Here is a 19,637-nt window from a genome sequence, read left to right on the forward strand (position 1 = left end):
CATTGTGTAATTAATTCTGTCGCACTACTTAGCCGCACAGGCACAGGCCAATTTCGCTCAAAGTTATGTTAAAACACCTCAAAATTGTGTAATTTTTGACATTTATAGCCGTGCCGGTGAAGTAGTATCCGGTAACGGCATTGTCGAAATTGGACAAATAAATCAGATGGATGCAGTAGTGGAAGCACCACAAATAAACTCCAATCAGCCTACCCGGCAGATATGTTTTAAATTCCTCAAAATTCCTCTCTGTTGTCTCTGCGGCTCTGCGTGCAAAAAAAATCCTTAAAACCTCAACTATGAAAACTACTAACTCTACTAAACCTGTAATTTCCATCTGCAATCTTGATCATTACTTCGGATCTGGAAAACTACGAAAACAAGTTTTATTTAATATTAGCTTAACTATAAATGCAGGGGAAATTGTAATCATGACAGGTCCTTCTGGTTCTGGTAAAACCACATTATTAACCTTGGCTGGTGGGTTACGTTCTGCCCAGTTTGGGAGTTTGCAGGTATTAGGTAATGAACTATGTCAAGCCAATGCTAAACAATTAACCCAAGCCCGCAGAAATAACGGTTATATTTTTCAAGCCCATAACTTACACGGTAGCTTAACAGCAATCCAAAACGTCAGGATGGGTTTAGAAGTACAGCCGAGAATGTCAGCAAAAAAAATGTTAATGCTGTCACAGCAAATGTTAGAAGAAGTAGGATTAGGAAATCGTCTCAATTACTATCCAGATAGTTTATCAGGGGGACAAAAACAACGGGTAGCGATCGCTCGCGCCTTAGTCAGTCAACCAAAAATAGTCCTAGCAGATGAACCCACCGCCGCACTAGATAAACAATCAGGACGGGATGTAGTAGAACTAATGCAGAAATTAGCTAAAGAGCATGGCTGTACAATTTTACTCGTCACCCACGATAACCGCATTTTAGATATTGCTGACCGCATTGTTTATATGGAAGACGGTCATCTTGTCCGAGAAAAAAGTGATTCTTTGCAAGATGTAGTGAGTTGAAATACCTGGCGACAAAAGCATCGCCAGGATGATTTTAATGACTGGCTTGTTGAATTAAAATATCTAACTCCTGCTGCATTTTGCTTTTGACTAACTCATAGCACTCGTTCACATAAGTGCGATCGCTTGCAGCTTCTTTTCCATAGCGTGCAAACACAATTGGCGAACAAACCCTAGTATAGATAGTTACAGGCAAAGGAATATTAGGCAGAGGTCCAAAAGCCAATCCCCAAGGTAATCCCAAATAAATGGGAAACACCAAAGGATCAACCCCAAGCAGCCAAGGCATCCCCATTTTATGAAATTGCTGCATAACTTCATACATATCAGCCAAGACAATCAGAGTATCATGTGATCCCCAGGAAATCGCTGGGACAATCGGTACATTCTCCCGCAGTGCCAGCTTAATGAACCCCCTCCGCTCGGCAAAATAAATTTTATCCCGCATCGCATGAGGTCGAAAGACATCCTCAGCACCACCCGGATAAACCAAGACACTAGCGCCAGCCCGCAAAGCCTTGTAAGCCATTTTGGGGTGCGCCCTCACTGCGCCAGCTTTCATCGCCATTTCTGCCGCCGGTGGAAACACATCCCAAACCTTAGGGTGCATCAAACCATAAATCTGTCTTTCGACACTAAAGCGACGCAACCAATCATATAACATCATGGAAGTATCAGGAGAAGCCAGTCCACCATTATGAGAACCGACAACGAGAATTTTGCCATCTGGGACGTTTTCCCAGCCACTGGTTTGGACTCGAAAATAACAATTATATAACAAGCCCAAGATAGGCATCATAGATTCGATGAACCTTGGATCTCGTTGATCCAAAGACCACCCTGTGTTACTGGTTTGAAGATGCTTTAGTTTGAACATCAGGAAATTTTATCAGGATTTATACGGATCAGACAATCCGCTGTTTTGCATTTCCATCCAGCCTAACGCAATCTTCCCATTGTTTTCCGCACTCTAGAATGAGAAAATATTCAGTAGGAACTCAATCTGACAGTTCCCGTCTAAATAAGTAATATGTCAGAATTACTTATTATTTGCTTAATAAATCTAAATTAAACCATATACACAAAGCCAGTTTTACTCCTGACTCGGTGACTCGGTGACTAAAGATATAAACCTTTGAGAGCATAGAAATAACATGAAAACTTTGAGGCTATTTAAAATTGCTTCCGTAGCATTCACAATGGGTTTATTACTGAATCAGTCCAGCTTTGCTGACACCCCAAAAACTGTAATTGGCAGAAATCAAGTTCAAGACCCATTAGTATTAAACGGTACATCTAGAGGAGGTGTAAAAGGTAACTGTGGGAATATTAACACCGCTCCTAATCAAATAATTGAAGTTACAGAGCCATTGCCTTATTTACGATTGACGGTAGAAAGTGAAAGACAGCCAACACTATTGATTTCTGGACCAGGAGGGCGTTTTTGTGTGTTTGCTGATAGTTATAGCGGTGGCAAAGCAGAACTCTCCGGTTACTGGCAGCCAGGCAAATACTTATTGTATGTGGGTTATATAGGTGATTTGTCACAAGACAAGTTCAACTACACCCTTGCCATTTCCCAACAAAAACAAGTATTAAAATAGTACACCTGTACGATTTTCATCGCATCGCCAAAACAACAACTATTGTAGCTTTGTTGATCCTATCCTATCTAGAAATTTAAATTACAAGAGTTTAAGGGATCGTATTTTTGGCAACAAATTGGACTCCTAACATGATATTGGTATTACAGTGACTCAATAAAATCTTTGAGGAGAAATATGTTTAAAAGACTAATTGGTGTTGTTGTTGCTACTATTTTGCTGACATTACAGATGGTTGTCGGTACTGCAACAGCTTTAGAACTGGATGAAACTATCCGTACAGTGCCATTAAATGACAACGGCGATACAGTTGTTCTCAGCTTAAAACAAGTTAAAAAAGGTAAACGACTATTCAATTACGCTTGCGCTCAATGCCATGCCGGTGGAGTTACCAAGACTAACCAAAATGTGGGACTTGAACCAGAAGCCTTAGCAGGGGCTTTACCTAAGCGCAATAATATTGAAGGTTTGGTGGACTATATGAAAAATCCCACTACCTATGATGGTGCAACAGAAATTTCGGAAATTCACCCCAGTTTGAAGAGTGCAAATATTTTCCGAGTCATGCGAAATCTGACCGAAGATGATTTGAAAGCGATCGCCGGACACATTCTCTTAGAACCAAAAGTTGTTGGCACTAAATGGGGTGGCGGTAAAATTTATTACTAAACTATCCTGATTCAGTCATACAAATTGTCAGGGAACAGAAAATAGATTCCCTGACCGGATTTTAGATTTTAAATTTTAGATTTTGGATTGAAGATTCAAAATCCAAAGAGGTCTTAAGAGGATGTTTTAAAAGTGGTATCCCGTAATTTTCATCACATTGTTACCCCCCTTAGTGTCCCCTTATCAAGGAGGGAAACAAGAAAATCCAGTTCCCTCCCCTTTATAAGGGGAGGGTTAGGGAGGGGTAAAACATTTGATACAGCAACCATGACTTTTCAAACACCCTCTAAGCCCGCGAATTTATTCGTGGCATAAATCTAAAATCTAAAATCTAAAATCTAAAATTGTGTGACGGATCAAAAACTAATTTCTAAGCTGTACAGGCATAGCCAAATAGGTCATTTTTAATCCACCCAAAGGCGTGAAAATTACCGGAGTTAAACTTTGATTCAAGTGCATTTGAATTTCTGAAGATGGTAGTTCTTTTAAACCTTCCATCAGATATTTGACATTAAAAGCAATGTCTATATCTTCGCCAGATATTTGTGCTGGCATTGATTCTGTACCACTACCAACATCTTGCGCTTCACAAGATAAAGTAATCTCTTGATTGGCATTATCAATGCTGACTTTGACAATATTATTTTTCTGATCTGCTAACACAGCAATTCGTTCCAAAGTGCTAATAAATTGCTTTCTTTCTAATGTGACTTGGCGTTCAAATTGCCGAGGAATTAATTGCCGATAAGCGGGATATTGCCCTTCTAAAGTGCGGCTGGTTAGGCGTTGATTTTGCCAAGCAAATACTACTTGACCTTGATCAAGATATACGGCTACAGTTTCTTCCGATGTGGAGTTATGTCCTAACATCCGTTGTAGTTCTCGCAATGCTCTTGCTGGTACTGTCACCTCTACCTGTTCGCTACCCTCTACAGGGCGCTCATTTGTAGTTTCCAGCACTGCTAACCGATGTCCGTCGGTGGCAGCAAACTCTAAAGTGTCTTGTTTTAGGGTTAAATGTACGCCTGTGAGGACTTGCTTGGTTTCATCGGAACTGGTAGCAAACAAAGAACCTTTCAATCCTTCAATTAGTGCGGCTGTGGTGAGAGTAATGGCTTCAGCGTTTTCAATTACAGGTAGTTCGGGGAATTCTTCTGCGCCCATTGCTCGGACTTGATAACGTCCGCTTTTAGGTTTGAGAGTAACAATTATACCTTCTCCGGTATTATCTCCTGATTGATCATCCAGGGTGATTTCCCCTTCTGGTAGACGAGAGGTGATATCTACAAGCAGTTTGGCAGGGAGAGCAATTGTCCCCCCTTCTAAGACCTCGGCGCTAAAGCTGCTACGGATACCTAAACTGAGGTCAAAGGCTGTTAAACTAACTTGATTAGTTTTGGCATCTGCTTGTAATAAGATATTGGCAAGAACAGGATGAGTTGGTCTGGACGGGACTGCACGACTGACGAGAGAAAGGTTGCTACTAAGATCACTTTGAGAACAGATTAATTTCATTTTAAATTAAATAATGGGGGAATTGGTAATTGTAATTGGTAATTGGTAAGTAAGTAGGCAGGCAAAGTTAATTATATAAAAGATTTGGATTTAATGTAGGGGTAGCGCCCCCGTGCCTACCCCAGTATTTGGTACAACCACAGGGGGTTTGCCCCTACCGCTTTGTGATCTTAACTGCTTAAAGCCTTGATAAACCGTTGCAAACTCTTAAATACACTGGGTTTTCTGGCGGGTGTAGCGTCCGCAGTGTTTGCCGTTTGTCCCTTGAGAAGAATTGCGTCTAATTCGTCACCGGAAGGTTTTTTCGGGAGTTCAACAATTTTTTGATATTCGTCCTCTATTTCTTGCCATACTTCCCATTGTCCAGGGTAGCAACGGAAAAGGGCAGATTCATCATCTACAGGACGGATGTAGTAACAAGATTCGATGGTACTAATGAAGCGACGACGAGTTTCTCTGGCTGTATAACCGATACCAACTACACTAGAATCTTCGAGTCGTGGTGTTAACATGATTACGGGGCGATCGCCGATTAGTTCACACAGCTTTTCTAATTGTGGCACTTCTACGGAGGTGGGGGCAATAAATAGGAAAATTTCATCCTCTGGCTGAATTTTTGCTTCTAGGGATGCAGCCCTACCAGTACCAATATCGGAAATCTGGAATTGTGTATCTGTCCAATCACGACGGGCTAAAGCAGCCGCACCAGCATCAGCAAAGAAGACTTTGAGACGGGATTCGTATTCAGTAAATTGGGGGAGAAATTGTTCTGCAACCGTCATGAATTTGAGTTCTGGAAATAATAACTCAACTTGAATCCGAGTTATACCATCAGCTAAAGCTGATTTTACCGCTTCACAAGATTGAGCGATCGCATCTTCTAAGGTTTTTGGTAGTTCAGCCATAGTTTATCAAGTCGCTGGGTTAATATCTAATTTTCTACTATATTGATTTAGGTGGTGTAAAAAATCATCCAATCACTAAAAATTCAATCTATTACTAATTTAGGCATTATTGTTGAGTGTTAACTGGCTAGAACTTCAGTTGAATAAAGTGCAAACTACATGAGTCAAGGTTTTTTACAAATTGCTTTAACGCTGTGCATTGTCGTATTTATTACGCCAATGCTAGGGAAATACATAGCCCGTGTTTTTTTGGGAGAGAGGACAATTCTTGATCCTGTGATCAAGCCCCTAGAGGCAATAATTTATATTTTAGGGGGTGTGGGTAAAAAAAATGATATGACGGGTTGGCAGTATATCCGCGCCTTACTATGCAGTAACTTAGTCATGGGTGTGGCGGTTTACGCTCTCCTCTATTATCAGAAATTTCTGCCCTGGAATCCCAATGGACTGGGGCGGATGAGATGGGATTTATTACTACATACCACAATTTCCTTCCTGACCAATACCGACCAACAACACTACGCCACAGAAAATACCTTTAGTTATTTTAGTCAAACATCAGCTTTAGGTTTTTTAATGTTTACCTCAGCGGCTAGTGGTTTGGTAGTGGGAATTGCCTTTATTCGTGGGTTAACAGGGAGAAAACTGGGGAATTTCTATGTAGATTTTACCCAGGCTATCACTAGGATCTTATTGCCTTTATCTATTGTGGGGGCGATCGCTCTCATCATCTCCGGTGTACCTCAAACCCTAGCCAAAACCGCCTTAGTAGAAACCTTAGAAGGGAGAATTCAGTACATAGCCAGAGGTCCAGTAGCCTCCTGGGAAATGATCAAAATGTTAGGAGAAAATGGTGGTGGCTTTTTTGCAGCTAATTCCGCTCATCCTTTTGAAAATCCCAATGGTGCTTCTAACCTAATAGAAATCATTGCCATGCTGGCTATCCCCACCTCCCTAATTTACACCTATGGAGTATTTGCCAACAACCTCAAACAAACCTGGCTATTATTTTCAATGGTGTTTATCATCTTTGTCGTTCTCATTGGCGTTACAGCCACAGGAGAATTACAAGGAAATCCCCTCATTAATAATGCCTTGCGATTAGAATTACCCAACTTAGAAGGCAAAGAAGTCAGATTTGATTGGGCGCAAACCGCACTATGGGCAGTTACAACCACAGCCACCATGTGCGGTGCTGTTAACGGAATGCACGATTCCCTCATGCCCAGTGGCACATTTTCTACCTTATTCAACCTATTTTTACAAATAATTTGGGGAGGACAAGGCATAGGAACAGCTTATCTCTTCATTTATCTGATGCTCACCATTTTTATCACCGGTTTAATGGTAGGGCGCACACCAGAAATTTTTGGGCGCAAAATTGAAAAACGGGAAATTGTCTTGGCTAGTGTAGTGCTATTAATTCACCCCATGATGATTTTAATTCCCAGTTCCATAGCTTTAGCTTATCCTATATCCTTGTCGGGAATTAGTAACCCAAGTTTTCATGGAATTTCCCAAGTAGTTTATGAATACGCCTCAGCCGCAGCCAATAACGGTTCTGGTTTAGAAGGATTAAATGACAGCACATTATGGTGGAACTTAAGTACAACTGTCAGTATTTTCGCAGGACGTTATATACCCATTATTGCCCTACTTCTCTTAGCTGATAGTATGTCTAAAAAACAAGCCAGTCCAGAAAGCCGGGGAACTTTAAAAACTGATTCTCTGCTATTTACCGGAATTACTGCTGGTGTCACCCTAATTTTAGGCATCCTCACATTCTTCCCTGTTCTAGCTTTAGGCCCAATTGCCGAAGGCTTTAAACTCGCCTCTGGTAGTTAGAAACAATGAGGGAATAGGGATGAAGATAATTGTCTTCTTTCTTTCTCCTGACTCGGTGACTCCTAGAAAATTACTTATATATGAACTCAGCAACTACCTCTCATTCTAAAGCTCCCCGTCCCCGTTATCGCCGTAAGAAACACAGAAAAACGCGAGTATCTAATAAAGGACTGTATTTCCGGGCAATAGGAGATGCCTTTATTAAACTGTATCCCCAATATGCCATCAAAAATCCAGTGATGTTTTTAGTATGGATAGGAACAATCATCACTTTCTCTGTCACCATTTACCCTGAATTATTCGGTCTAGTAAGTCAAAAAAATCCCCATCTGTTTAACGGACTATTAACGGGAATTTTATTATTCACCGTTCTATTTAGCAACTTTGCCGAAGCTGTAGCCGAGGGACGAGGTAAAGCCCAAGCCGATACTTTACGTTCAACCCAATCAGCCACCATTGCTAAAACTATCACCGTTGACGGCACAATTACAGAAGTTCCTGCCAACAGCTTAAAACAGGGAGACACTATATATGTAGTCTCAGGCGACGTGATTCCCGCAGATGGTGAAGTAATCATGGGTGTCGCCTCTGTGGATGAATCAGCAATTACAGGCGAATCTGCCCCAGTCCTCAAAGAATCAGGTTCAGACGTTGCCAGTTCAGTTACAGGTGGTACACGCATAATTTCTGATGAACTGATTATTCGTGTTACTGCTGAACCAGGCAAAGGCTTTATTGACCGGATGATTGCTCTGGTCGAAGGAGCAGAACGGACTAAAACCCCTAATGAAATTGCCTTAACAGTATTATTAGCAGTTCTGAGTTTAGTATTTTTATTCGTAGTAGCCACTCTGCCCGCCTTTGCCTACTATGTGAATAGTCCTGTGAGCATTCCTGTTCTCATTGCTCTTTTGGTAGCCCTCATCCCCACAACTATTGGCGGGTTACTGAGTACCATCGGTATTGCGGGTATGGATAGAGTAGCACAATTTAACGTCATTGCCACCTCTGGTAGGGCAATAGAAGCCTGTGGCGATATTAATACTCTGGTACTTGATAAAACTGGAACAATCACCCTTGGCAACCGTTTAGCAGAAGAATTTATCCCCATCAATGGTCATTCAATGGCGGAAATTGCTAACGTGGCTTTGGCGGCTAGTATTTTTGACGATACTCCAGAGGGTAAATCTATTGTCCGACTGGCAGAAAAGTTAGGGGCAAATTTTGATTTAGACCGCAAACAAGCACAGGGGATAGAATTTTCAGCAAAAACCCGCATGAGTGGTACTAATTTACCTGGGGGTAGGGAGGTACGCAAAGGCTCAGTAGGAGCAATTCAAGGCTTTGTTCTCTCCCGTCATGGAAGAGATACACCAGAATTAGATGTTGCATATCAACAAGTTTCTCATCAAGGTGGTACACCTTTAGCTGTTTGTCTTGATAACGAAATTTACGGTGTTATCTATCTCAAAGATATTGTTAAACCAGGTATCCGCGAACGATTTGACCAACTCCGACGCATGGGGGTACGGACTATCATGCTGACGGGAGATAACCGGATTACTGCTTCTGTGATTGCAAAAGAAGCTGGAGTAGATGAATTTATTGCTGAAGCTACGCCAGAAGATAAAATCAGTGTGATTCAACGGGAACAAGCTGAGGGTAAAATAGTAGCTATGACAGGGGATGGAACTAATGATGCTCCCGCTTTGGCACAAGCTAATGTAGGTGTGGCTATGAATACGGGAACGCAAGCAGCTAAGGAAGCGGCTAATATGGTAGATTTAGATTCTGATCCCACCAAATTAATTGATATCGTTAGTATTGGCAAGCAATTGTTAATTACTCGTGGAGCGTTGACGACATTTTCTATCGCTAATGATATTGCTAAATATTTTGCAATTATTCCCGTACTTTTCACGGCTGCTAATTTAGGAAGTTTGAATATTATGAAGTTGAGTAGCGTTAATTCGGCTATTCTTTCAGCGTTGATCTACAATGCTTTAATTATTCCAACTTTGATTCCTCTAGCATTAAAAGGTATTCAGTTTCGACCTTTAACCGCTAATCAACTTCTGCAAAGAAATATTTTAATTTATGGCTTAGGTGGGGTGATTGCTCCATTTATTGCGATTAAATTAATAGATATGATGATTACATTTGTGGGTTTAGCGTAAATATAGCAGATTGCAGATTAATCAAGTCCAGGATCTATATTCACAGCCAGACAGTTTTACTCCTGAGTCGGTGAATTCTGCTGTAATTACGTGAATAGGTAATTGATAATTCTTGCCTTTTACTTCTTGTATATTACCTTTTTCTTTATGAAGATGATACCATTGATTCGATTATCCAAGTTTAAACACCAATTACCAATCACTATTTTTATAGTGATGTGTTTCAGTTTATTTATGACTCCAGTGGTTTATGCTAATACTACTCTCAGTTTAGATAGGGTTTCTACTTGGGCAATGGGGGTTTTAGGGTTTACTACTATAATGTTGGTGGTTTATTTGTTAACAGTCATTTTTCAGCCAGAACGATTTTAATAATTGATAAATCATGGCGATATGTATTTGAATGGGTTACAAAATTTATAGAAAAAGCCATACAGCACTTTTACTTCTACATCCTGACTGGGCGCAGGCCCTGCGCCCCTACTTCGGTGAATCCTCTTATTAAATTCAAGATTAAGTAGGTTGGTGTTGAAAATTGTCGTTATGGCAAGGCAAAAGGCACTCATGCAAGAGGCAAGAGTGAAGAGGGTTTGGGCGATTTTGCATTTCTTTACACAGTTTGGTTTTATTGTGTTCACCTACTTAAATCAAGATTAAATTATGTCTATTTTTAAAGAAACTTTCAAAGCAATTAGAATAACTTTGGTAATTTGGTTATTAACAGCAATTGTCTATCCTCTTTTTATATTGCTAGTCGGTCAGTCTTTTTTCCCGATTTCAGCTAATGGTAGTATGATTTTAAATATCAATAATCAACCTATTGGTTCGACTTTAATTGGTCAAGGATTTACATCTGATCGTTATTTTCATGGTCGTCCCAGCGCTGTTAGATATAGTCAAGGTAAAAAAGCTCAACCGACTGGTATTTCTGGAGGTAGTAATCTCGCTCCCACTAATCCAGAACTTAAAGAACGTATTCTCAAGCAGGTGGAAGAATTACAGAATCAGGATAAACAACCTGTGGGTGATTTGATTTATACGTCAGGGTCTGGTTTAGACCCACATATTTCTTTAAAAGCAGCACGACAACAAATAGAGAGAGTGGCACAGGCACGGGGTATTCAGGAAGATGATATTATTCCGTTGATTAATAAGTATTTTGATGGCAGGTTTTTAGGAATTTTTGGTGAACCAGCGGTAAATATTTTACGTTTAAATTATGCTTTGGATTTACAAGATATTAATCGTCAGCAAAATTAGTTAAGGGTTGTTTGAAAGTTTGAAAGGTGGTATGCCGTAATTTTCATCACATTGTTACCCCCTTTCCCCTTGTAAAGGGCTTGTAAAGGGGGGTAACAATAAAAATCTAGTACAAAACGGCGTAAATAAACCAACCATTCTAAATCCTCCAAAAGCCTATACTGTCTTCATTTTGACTTTTGACTTTTGACTTTTGACTTCCGCCTTGCGGTACTAGTTCCCTCCCCTTTATAAGGGGAGGGTTAGGGAGGGGTAAAATATTTAATACAGCAATCATGACTTTTTAAACACCCTCTTAGGGGTTGCTGATAATGAAGCGTGGTATAAAATGTAGGGGCGCAGGGCTTGCGCCCATTCAGGAGGTAGCAGGAAGGAACAATCATCATAGGTTGTATGGTCAAGCCTTACATAACAAGGGATTTTTAAATTCAAGCATAGTAGAAGTATTGTTTTGACATGGGTAATAGGATCAATTACACTACGATCGCAAATTCATAAAAGTATTTGAGTCAATGCAACCGACTCGTGTGATTGGTTTAATGAGTGGTACGTCTGTAGATGGGATAGATACCGCTTTAGTAGAAATTTCTGGTGGAGATTTGGATCTGAAGGTGGAATTACTAGCAGGGGAAACCTATCCCTACTCCCCTCAACTCAGAGAACACATTCTAGGGCTTGGGGCTGGTACTGCGATGTCAATGGCAGATGTAGCCGCAATAGATGATGCGATCGCTCATAATTTTGCCCAAGCTGCTCAACATATTCAAATTGGTCATTACAGAGCCACTCTCATCGGTTCTCATGGTCAAACTGTTTACCATCGTCCACCCCAAGGACTAGAAGAACTGGGTTATAGCTGCCAACTGGGACGGGGCGCGATGATTGCCCATTTAACAGGTATTACTACTGTCAGTAATTTCCGAATAGCAGATATAGCTGCTTATGGTCATGGTGCGCCCCTTGTTCCTAAAGTAGATGCCTATTTACTCAGTCATCCCCAGGAAGAACGTTGTATTCAAAATATTGGGGGTATTGGTAATGTTACGTATCTTCCCGCCCGTAGTGATGATTGGTTGTCGCAAATTCGCGGCTGGGATACAGGTCCGGGTAATAGTTTATTGGATCTAGCCGTCCAGCATTTTACAAGTGGCACTAAAAGCTATGATAATAATGGTGATTGGGCAGCCAGTGGTACACCCTGTTACCCCTTGGTGGAACAATGGCTAAGTCACGAATATTTCCATTTACCACCACCTAAATCTACTGGACGGGAGTTATTTGGGATTACCTACTTGCATGATTGTTTACAGGATGCCCAACCCTACCAACTTAATTCCGCAGATTTTTTAGCAACTATCACAGAATTAACGGCAGTTTCTATTGTCCATAGTTATGATAATTTTCTCCCCAGAAGACCACATAAGGTAATATTATGTGGTGGTGGCAGTCGTAATAGTTACTTGAAAAATCGCTTACAGTTGCTGTTAGGGAATGTTCCAGTGTCAACTACAGATGAGTTTGGCTTAAGTGCTGCATTTAAAGAAGCGATCGCTTTTGCGGTTTTAGCATACTGGCGAAACATCAATATTCCTGGTAACTTACCCGCAGTCACAGGAGCATATCAAGAGATGCTTTTAGGAGAAATTCACGATAATTATCGCTAATTTAGTCTCTTGTCTCTCAAAATACTATGTTAGCAAGTATTTCTAAACTTCGACTGTGCTGGATTAAAACAAGGGATTTAGCAGGTGGGACATACTTTTTTATTAGAACCAGGACGGTGGGTGATCCAAGGTAGTTGGTTGGAGCGCAATAGTCAACCAATTCCCTTGAAAGGTTTAACATTAGTGGTTTGGAATCGAGATAATTGGTTCTCTATGGCTACAAAATTAATCTTTCCTAACAGCGATCGCCCAGAAATTTCTTTCCAGTATAAAGGACGACTTCATGAAGGAGATCGGCAGTATACTTTTCTGCTTCAACATAATTACCTCGGACAAATAGAAGGTGAAGGCTGGATTTGTCCAAATACAATTGTTCAGCGTTATTGGGTACTCGGAGATAGCTCCACTGACCTTCGCCACCGTCAGAGACAGAGTGGTTTTGAAACCCTACATCGAATTAATGATAATCAATATTATCTAACTAGTGGCATTCTTGTTGGTCATTTTTTAGATAGCACAATGGAAGCTAGTCTAGAACGCCAACCATATTAGTTGTACTCAGTCAGGAGTCAGGAGTCATTTGTGCGGAAAAACGATATAGTTATACTTCAAAATTCCCATCTCTAATTCTCATAAATAAGGCTCTTGCGTCTCTTTTATGGTGATTGAGGATTGGTGATAACAAAACCCTTACGGGACAAGGGTTATAAACAATTATTTCCATATTTTCAATGAAATGCCTACACAATAGGGCTTTCAATGATTTTGAACCGGGTTTTCCATAAAAATAACCGAAGAACCATAAATAATTTTACTAACTAGTAAATGTCCTAATCCAAATCCAGCATTTTTACGTAAGTATACAAGTAGGACTGAAAAGCTTGCGACCTATTATTTTTGACTTTTGACTTTTGACTTTTGACTTCCGCCCTGCGGTACTATCCCCTGAACTGTTAAACATTGGAGTCGAATTTTCTATGTCAGACCCCAACATTGGTCGCTTACTCGGAAACCGTTACCAACTACAAGAGCTAATTGGCTTTGGCGCAATGGGACGAGTTTATCGTGCTAAGGATACGTTGCTGGGAGGTGTCCCTGTTGCAGTCAAGTTTCTAACTTTATCAATGCAAAACGAAAGGATGCCTTGGCAAGAACGATTTGAGCGAGAAGCTAAAACTTGCGCCTTACTCGGTCAAAAAAGCATCCATATCGTCCGAGTCATGGACTATGGGGTAGATGAAATATACTACGTTATGGAATATCTACAGGGACAAACATTAGGTCAGATCATTCGCAAAAAACACCTAAGTTTACCAAGATTTCTCAGAATAGCCAAGCAAATCGGTTTAGGACTACAGTGCGCTCATGATGGTATTCCTGTAGATGGAAAAATTTGTCCAATCATCCATCGTGATATTAAACCGGGCAATATCATGGTGATTCAAGATCCCAGTTTTGGAGAATTAGTCAAAGTTTTAGACTTTGGTATTGCTAAATTACTCATGTCTGATAGTGACCATACCAAGTTTTATTTAGGAACTTTGGCTTATTCTTCTCCTGAACAAATTGAAGGTAAAGAACTAGATAGTCGTTCTGATATCTACAGTTTTGGGATCATGATGTTTGAAATGCTGACTGGTAAAATTCCTGTGGTGGCATCAACCAACACTTTTGGATCATGGTATAAAGCGCACACTTTTGAAAAACCCTGTTCCTTTGCGGAAATTTCTCCTAATTTGCACCTACCCAACCAATTAGAAGATGTAATTATGAATTGTTTATGCAAAAAACCTAGTGAACGTCCCCAAAGTATCAATGAAATTATTAATATTCTTACTACTGTAGAACAGCAAAAGGACACGCATAATACCACTAAAGATAATCCTGTTATTAATAATACTCATTTCATTAAAGATACTTCGGTTATTAATAATACTCTTATATATCAAGATGCTCAAGAAATTATTAACCCCAACTTCCCTGTAGTTCCTGCACCAGCAGAGACAATAAAAACCAATCTGCTGGCAATTCCCATTACCAATCACAATACACAAGTCGAACTACGGAGATATTCAGTTGATCATGACATCACGCAGTTAGTTACTTGGCCACACAATAAACCAATTGCCAATATTGTTTTTATTCAACCCATTTACCACGATAAAACTTTGTTACCAGCGTTATGGGTGATGCTACCCCAAGAAGAAATTCAAAAACGCTTAGTTTGTACTCGCTACAATCAATTTCTATTTATTTCTTCTCCTCATCCGGTCATGTTGTGGATTACAGTTATTTATACTCGTGAACATGGGGCTAAATGGTTGTCTTATTATTTGGATCTCAAAACTAATTCTGGTCAAGAAATCACGGGGTTACTACAGAATACTGGGCAATATCGTTTATTATTCTTTACTAAAGAAACTCCTCATCCTTGCACACATATATTACAATCAAATATTGCTGCGGCTCAAAGAGAAAGATTGCAAGAGTGGCTTGTTTCCAGTCAAGGTTTAACCTCATCAACAGATGGTCAAATTAGTAAAAATCTATTGAAAAAGGAATATGAAAAAATTAAACCTAAAATATTAGCTAAGTTAGAAACAATTGATACTGATTCTTCATTCGATATTTCTGGTTGATCTTTTCAGGTCAGGAGTCAGGAGTCAGGAGGCAGGAGTCAGGAGTCAGGAGTTCAGGAGTTCAGGAGTCAGGAGTCAGGAGTCAGGAGTCAGGAGTCAGGATGAAGAATTAGAAAATGAAGAATTAGAAAATGAAGAATTAAAAAATAAAGAATTAATTGGAGGATAAATCACAATACTGTAGTAGTAATCGAAGTTAACGCCCCAACATCCCCAGCTTTTTTCCTGTCTGGAAACGAGCAAGAGAAGGAGGTCGCCCACTGCGATACAGGAGACGTTACTCATTAGTAACCCTATGCCATATTGGGATCTGATTCTAGACCCCATTGGTGTTTGAGCATTTCTTGATAAGTTGCTTCACGAACGACCATTTGCTCATACAGTTTGACCAAAAAATCTTGAGCTTGTTCGTGGCTCATGTGTTGGACTTGTGTGGCAAAAGAGCGAATGCTAAATTGCTGTTCCAAAGATAGTTCAGTTCGTTGATTCATAAAACCTCGCGTTAGGTGGGAAACTCAGTGTCTTCAAACCTGAGAGGGAAACGACTTGTGCGGTTTTAACCGCCTTGAATTGAATATTTTTTCATTACCGCCTTGGAGTTAGGAAATTCGGGGTACCTTTGTGATGTACTTTCAACGGGACAATTACCGATTCAAATTCTCCAACTCTGTACGCATAATGTTTTGCTCACTCATAGCCTCCCATTTCTGGGGTAATGTTAGCTAGATGCCTCCGGCACGCTGGCGCGAACGACCAGTTATAAAAGCTTTTTAGACTTGCAACACTGTTTCAGTGACCCTAAAACTGTTTAATTGCAAATGACAGAGCAGGGAACTAGTGAAGCAGCGCGGTCTTGGGGGTTTCCCCCATGAGCGACTGCTGAACCCCGAAGGGGCTACGCATTCGGTGGGTGTCGTGACTCAAATAACGGCTACCCTTCGACTCCCTTCGACTTCGCTACCTCGACTTCGCTCGGCACAAGTCAGGGCAAGACGCTCAGGGTGGTATGGTCAGTACGGCTTGCTTGATTACTCTTGCAAGCTCAGTCCGTTTAGGGCTGGGTTACTGACAATGAACTCCAAAACAAACAAGGTGTAAAATCGAAATTGATCACAGAATTGAAAAGTTGGAGGTCGGGAATTTTCTGGTAAAACAGGCTGTTGCTTGTTATTTAAATTCCTTAGTTCCTTTATTTGTAATCTGTTGAATTACATAAAAGTCCGAAGAGGTAATCCTTGGGCTAGATTTTGCCTGACATTTGTTTCTCTATATTAAGAAAGATAACAAGTCTTTGACAATTTGCCCATCTTTTTGAATTTATTTTTCTGAGGTATGTACTGGTATTGAATCTATTGATACAAGAATCAACTCCGCAGAGAGCGGATTTGTGCAAGTTGGATGGTTTGATTTTGGTGGAAATTCTTTAAATTACAGTAGTTATGGGTTGGTTGCTATTTAGAGGTTATTGGTGAGAAATCAGGACACAGGCAAGTTTTATGCTTGGCACTGATTTTGATTCTCTGATGTCTTAACCGCTTATTTGCTATCTATTTAAGACATACTACAAGGTGCAATATGTCAATTGTGGAAATTATAGAAATTTAAGCTCCTGTGGTAATTTTTGGAGATTAAAAATATTTTTATCAAATTGTTAATATAAAAAATGCTCAATTTGAACAAATTGTTAAGTATATTTACTTTTTTAGTTAGGCAAGGGGGAAGGGTTCATCTCATTCCCAGTCTCTGACTGGGAATGCTATCACAGAGGCTCTGCCTAAATCTATTGTTGAAGGCAGAGCCTTCTGGAATTCATTCCCATACAGAGTATGGGAACGAGAGGAGACTGGAAAATTAGGCTTTTACGGACACAAGGACAACGGTAATATTATCGTGTCCACCTTGTTCTTTGGCGGCTTCAACTAGTGTGTGAGCAGCTTGTTCTAAATTGGGTGCGTCGTTGATGTATTTAAAGATTTTCTGATCTATGAGTTCTTCTGTGAGTCCATCACTACAGAGGAGTAGGCGATCGCCATTTTCCAAAGTTAGTTGCTGAATATCAATGTGGTTGAGGTCTTCTCTGCCTAAACAACTGGATAAAACATGACGATAGGGATGAACCCTAGCTTCATCAAGAGTAATATCACCGATTTTCAGGGCTTTGGCAATCCAGGTATGGTCTTCTGTAATTTGTTCTAATTGTGATTCTCGCAGACGGTAAAGACGGGAATCACCAACATGACCGCATACAGGTAATTCATCTGGACGGATAACTACTACTACGGCTGTAGTTCCCATATCAGCACGTTCAGGATGATTTTGCTGATCTTGAACTATGGCTTTATTTGCAGTGGATAAAGCTTGTTCTAGGAGTTTTGAGGAAGATTCGGGGGATTGCCAATTTTGCTCTAGATATGCACAAATTTCGGCAGTAGCGATGCGACTAGCCTCTTCTCCTCCTGCATGACCACCCATACCGTCAGCAACTATAAAAAATCGCCCTGTGGGATCAATATAGTAGGAATCTTGATTATAAGCACGAATAAGCCCCGGATCTGTACAACCGGTAGATTCAAGTTTCATAGATTTTTCGTGAACAATTAATTAATACATCCGATCATAACGGTCGAGGCGTAAAAGCAAGCGAATCAGCATGAATGAAACTGATGCGGCAATTAAACCAATAAAGCTTGCTAACCAGACATAATGGCTAACTAGGAGAATTGTGCCGGCAATTGTAAAACCACTGATAATAAGAGCATAACTTATTGCCAGTTGTATATTACTCTGTCGCCGGATCAGGCGTTCAGTTTCGACGGAGCGAACTCGCAGACGGATATCCCCACGTTCTATTTTATCTAGGGTATCTTCTAATCTTCGTGGTAATCCTAAAGCAGTGCTACTAACTTGGACTGCTTGACGACTTAATTCATTCAAGAAACTATTCCCCTCAGAACTACTGTTATCTGTCATAAGCTGCATTGCATAAGGCTGGGCAACTTCCATAAAGTTAAATTCTGGATCTAGACCTTTACCAACGCCTTCGAGGGTGGAAAAGGCACGCATGACGAAGGTAAAAGTTGCTGGAAATCTAAATGGTTGATCATAAGCGAGTTCATACAAGTCTTCACTGATGGCTGCCACTGATTGATTTTCAAAGGGCTTATCCATGAAGTTATCCAGCATAAATTGGACTGAACGACGGACTGGTCCCATGTCATCAACTGGGGCAAGCGCTCCCAAATCAACTAGAGATTTTACCACGCGATCGCCATCTTTTTGGGCGATGCCAAATAAGGTTTCCATTAATCCTTCGCGGACATTGGATTTAATTGTTCCCATCATCCCGAAGTCGTAGAAAATCAAAGCCCCGTCGGGACTAACTGCCAGATTACCGGGGTGGGGGTCAGCGTGGAAGAAGCCATTGTTGAGAAGTTGATGGAGATAGGCTTGTGCGCCATAGCGAGCGATCGCTTTTCTATCTACACCCGCAGCATCTAAAGCATCATACTGACTAACTTTAATCCCCGGCACGTACTCCAAAGTAATTACTCTAGAAGTAGCATAACGCCAATAAACTCTCGGTACTTTTACCCAATTATAAGGGCGGAAATTCCGGCGGAAAGTATCGGCATTGCGTCCTTCATTCAGATAATCAATTTCTTCCCAGAGAATGCGACAACATTCTTCATATATACCCATCCAATCTCTGCCGCGTCCCCATTTGGGATGATTTTGAAAATAGCGGGCAATACCTTTAAGAATGCCTAAATCAATTTCAAACAGCTTTTTGAGTCCTGGACGTTGGACTTTGACAACTACGGACTCACCAGTATACAAGGTGGCCTTGTGGACTTGACCCAAACTAGCAGCAGCGAGGGGAACAGGTTCAAAATCTTGGAAAAGTGTGGGAACAGTCTTACCTAATTCCTGCTCAATAATTCCTTCTACCTGTTCATAACTAAATGCTGGGACTCTATCTTGTAACTTAGATAATTCCTCCACATATTCAGCAGAGAAAATATCCGCACGAGTTGAAAACAATTGTCCAATCTTAATAAAAGTCGGACCCAAATCTAAAAACGTGGTTCTAATCCAGATTGCTTGGGCTTTGCGTCTAGCTGCTTGCTTAGATTCTGTTACACCACCGGAGTAACTCCAAGCTTTGTTATAGCGCCAAATTTTGAACATCAAGGTCAAGACAAAAGACCAAATATCCACAAAGCGGCGTTTGCTAGAGTATTCTTCCCGATTCCAACGGTATGCTTTGTCTGAGTAACCTTGTTCCATATTTTTCTTATACCGTCGGGTTGTTACGGAGGGAGGTAGGGGAGGTA

17 protein-coding genes are annotated in these 19,637 nt (G+C 40.6%); 11 read left to right on the top strand and 6 right to left on the bottom strand.

What is annotated here, in order from left to right; genetic code table 11:
• The first annotated feature begins 299 nt into the window (after window positions 1-299).
• On the top strand, window positions 300-1,025 hold the full coding sequence (locus FJR37_RS09310) for a DevA family ABC transporter ATP-binding protein (protein WP_039204429.1): 726 nt from the start codon (window positions 300-302) through the stop codon (window positions 1,023-1,025).
• Between the two features lie 34 nt (window positions 1,026-1,059).
• Here the strand turns inward: FJR37_RS09310 and FJR37_RS09315 are convergent, their stop codons facing one another.
• Window positions 1,060-1,902: a lysophospholipid acyltransferase family protein gene (locus FJR37_RS09315; RefSeq protein ID WP_168465867.1), complete on the bottom strand. Its 843-nt coding sequence runs from the start codon at window positions 1,900-1,902 to the stop codon at window positions 1,060-1,062.
• Between the two features lie 277 nt (window positions 1,903-2,179).
• Here FJR37_RS09315 and FJR37_RS09320 point away from each other — a divergent pair, with 277 nt between their 5' ends.
• The gene (locus FJR37_RS09320) at window positions 2,180-2,629 is read left to right on the top strand and encodes a hypothetical protein (protein WP_168465868.1); all 450 of its coding nucleotides are present in this window, start codon (window positions 2,180-2,182) and stop codon (window positions 2,627-2,629) included.
• A gap of 177 nt (window positions 2,630-2,806) precedes the next feature.
• Window positions 2,807-3,298, top strand: a complete 492-nt coding sequence (gene psbV, locus FJR37_RS09325) for a photosystem II cytochrome c-550 (RefSeq protein ID WP_168465869.1) — start codon at window positions 2,807-2,809, stop codon at window positions 3,296-3,298.
• 363 nt (window positions 3,299-3,661) lie between these two features.
• On the opposite strand, the gene dnaN is transcribed toward psbV, so the two are convergent.
• Window positions 3,662-4,813, bottom strand: a complete 1,152-nt coding sequence (dnaN, locus tag FJR37_RS09330) for a DNA polymerase III subunit beta (RefSeq protein WP_039204433.1) — start codon at window positions 4,811-4,813, stop codon at window positions 3,662-3,664.
• A gap of 170 nt (window positions 4,814-4,983) precedes the next feature.
• Window positions 4,984-5,718 (bottom strand): DUF1995 family protein, encoded by a 735-nt coding sequence (locus tag FJR37_RS09335; protein ID WP_039204435.1) that lies wholly within the window; start codon window positions 5,716-5,718, stop codon window positions 4,984-4,986.
• Window positions 5,719-5,877: 159 nt separating this feature from the next.
• Here FJR37_RS09335 and kdpA point away from each other — a divergent pair, with 159 nt between their 5' ends.
• From kdpA to FJR37_RS09375, 8 genes are all read left to right on the top strand, one after another.
• Window positions 5,878-7,563 carry a potassium-transporting ATPase subunit KdpA gene (gene kdpA, locus FJR37_RS09340; protein ID WP_168465870.1) on the top strand — a complete coding sequence of 562 codons (1,686 nt, stop codon included), beginning with the start codon at window positions 5,878-5,880 and terminating at the stop codon, window positions 7,561-7,563.
• An 80-nt stretch (window positions 7,564-7,643) separates the two neighbouring features.
• A complete protein-coding gene (gene kdpB, locus FJR37_RS09345) occupies window positions 7,644-9,740 on the top strand; it encodes a potassium-transporting ATPase subunit KdpB (RefSeq protein ID WP_039204438.1) in 2,097 nt (698 codons plus the stop codon).
• A 234-nt stretch (window positions 9,741-9,974) separates the two neighbouring features.
• The gene (locus tag FJR37_RS09350) at window positions 9,975-10,112 is read left to right on the top strand and encodes a potassium-transporting ATPase subunit F (protein ID WP_160290050.1); all 138 of its coding nucleotides are present in this window, start codon (window positions 9,975-9,977) and stop codon (window positions 10,110-10,112) included.
• Window positions 10,113-10,400: 288 nt separating this feature from the next.
• Window positions 10,401-11,000 (top strand): K(+)-transporting ATPase subunit C, encoded by a 600-nt coding sequence (kdpC, locus tag FJR37_RS09355; RefSeq protein ID WP_039204441.1) that lies wholly within the window; start codon window positions 10,401-10,403, stop codon window positions 10,998-11,000.
• 512 nt (window positions 11,001-11,512) lie between these two features.
• Window positions 11,513-12,664 (top strand): anhydro-N-acetylmuramic acid kinase, encoded by a 1,152-nt coding sequence (locus tag FJR37_RS09360; RefSeq protein WP_168465871.1) that lies wholly within the window; start codon window positions 11,513-11,515, stop codon window positions 12,662-12,664.
• 84 nt (window positions 12,665-12,748) lie between these two features.
• Window positions 12,749-13,216 carry a hypothetical protein gene (locus FJR37_RS09365; protein WP_039204443.1) on the top strand — a complete coding sequence of 156 codons (468 nt, stop codon included), beginning with the start codon at window positions 12,749-12,751 and terminating at the stop codon, window positions 13,214-13,216.
• 425 nt (window positions 13,217-13,641) lie between these two features.
• Window positions 13,642-15,303 (top strand): serine/threonine-protein kinase, encoded by a 1,662-nt coding sequence (locus FJR37_RS09370; protein ID WP_168465872.1) that lies wholly within the window; start codon window positions 13,642-13,644, stop codon window positions 15,301-15,303.
• A complete protein-coding gene (locus tag FJR37_RS09375; RefSeq protein ID WP_039204445.1) occupies window positions 15,269-15,472 on the top strand; it encodes a hypothetical protein in 204 nt (67 codons plus the stop codon). Before FJR37_RS09370 ends, FJR37_RS09375 begins: the two co-directional genes overlap by 35 nt.
• 124 nt (window positions 15,473-15,596) lie before the next feature.
• Here FJR37_RS09375 and FJR37_RS09380 read toward each other — a convergent pair whose 3' ends face one another.
• The 3 genes from FJR37_RS09380 to FJR37_RS09390 form a co-directional block, all read right to left on the bottom strand.
• Entirely contained in the window at window positions 15,597-15,794 is a 198-nt protein-coding gene (locus FJR37_RS09380; protein ID WP_027402129.1) for an NblA/ycf18 family protein, read from the bottom strand.
• Window positions 15,795-17,154: 1,360 nt separating this feature from the next.
• Complete coding sequence (locus tag FJR37_RS09385) at window positions 17,155-17,883, bottom strand: Stp1/IreP family PP2C-type Ser/Thr phosphatase (protein WP_168465873.1); 729 nt, start codon at window positions 17,881-17,883, stop codon at window positions 17,155-17,157.
• 21 nt (window positions 17,884-17,904) lie between these two features.
• Window positions 17,905-19,590, bottom strand: coding sequence for an AarF/ABC1/UbiB kinase family protein (locus FJR37_RS09390; protein WP_168465874.1), 1,686 nt, complete (start codon window positions 19,588-19,590; stop codon window positions 17,905-17,907).
• Window positions 19,591-19,637 lie beyond the last annotated feature (47 nt).

The sequence above is a fragment of the Aphanizomenon sp. UHCC 0183 genome (assembly GCF_009712065.1).
GTDB classification, from domain to species: Bacteria; Cyanobacteriota; Cyanobacteriia; order Cyanobacteriales; family Nostocaceae; genus Dolichospermum; species Dolichospermum heterosporum.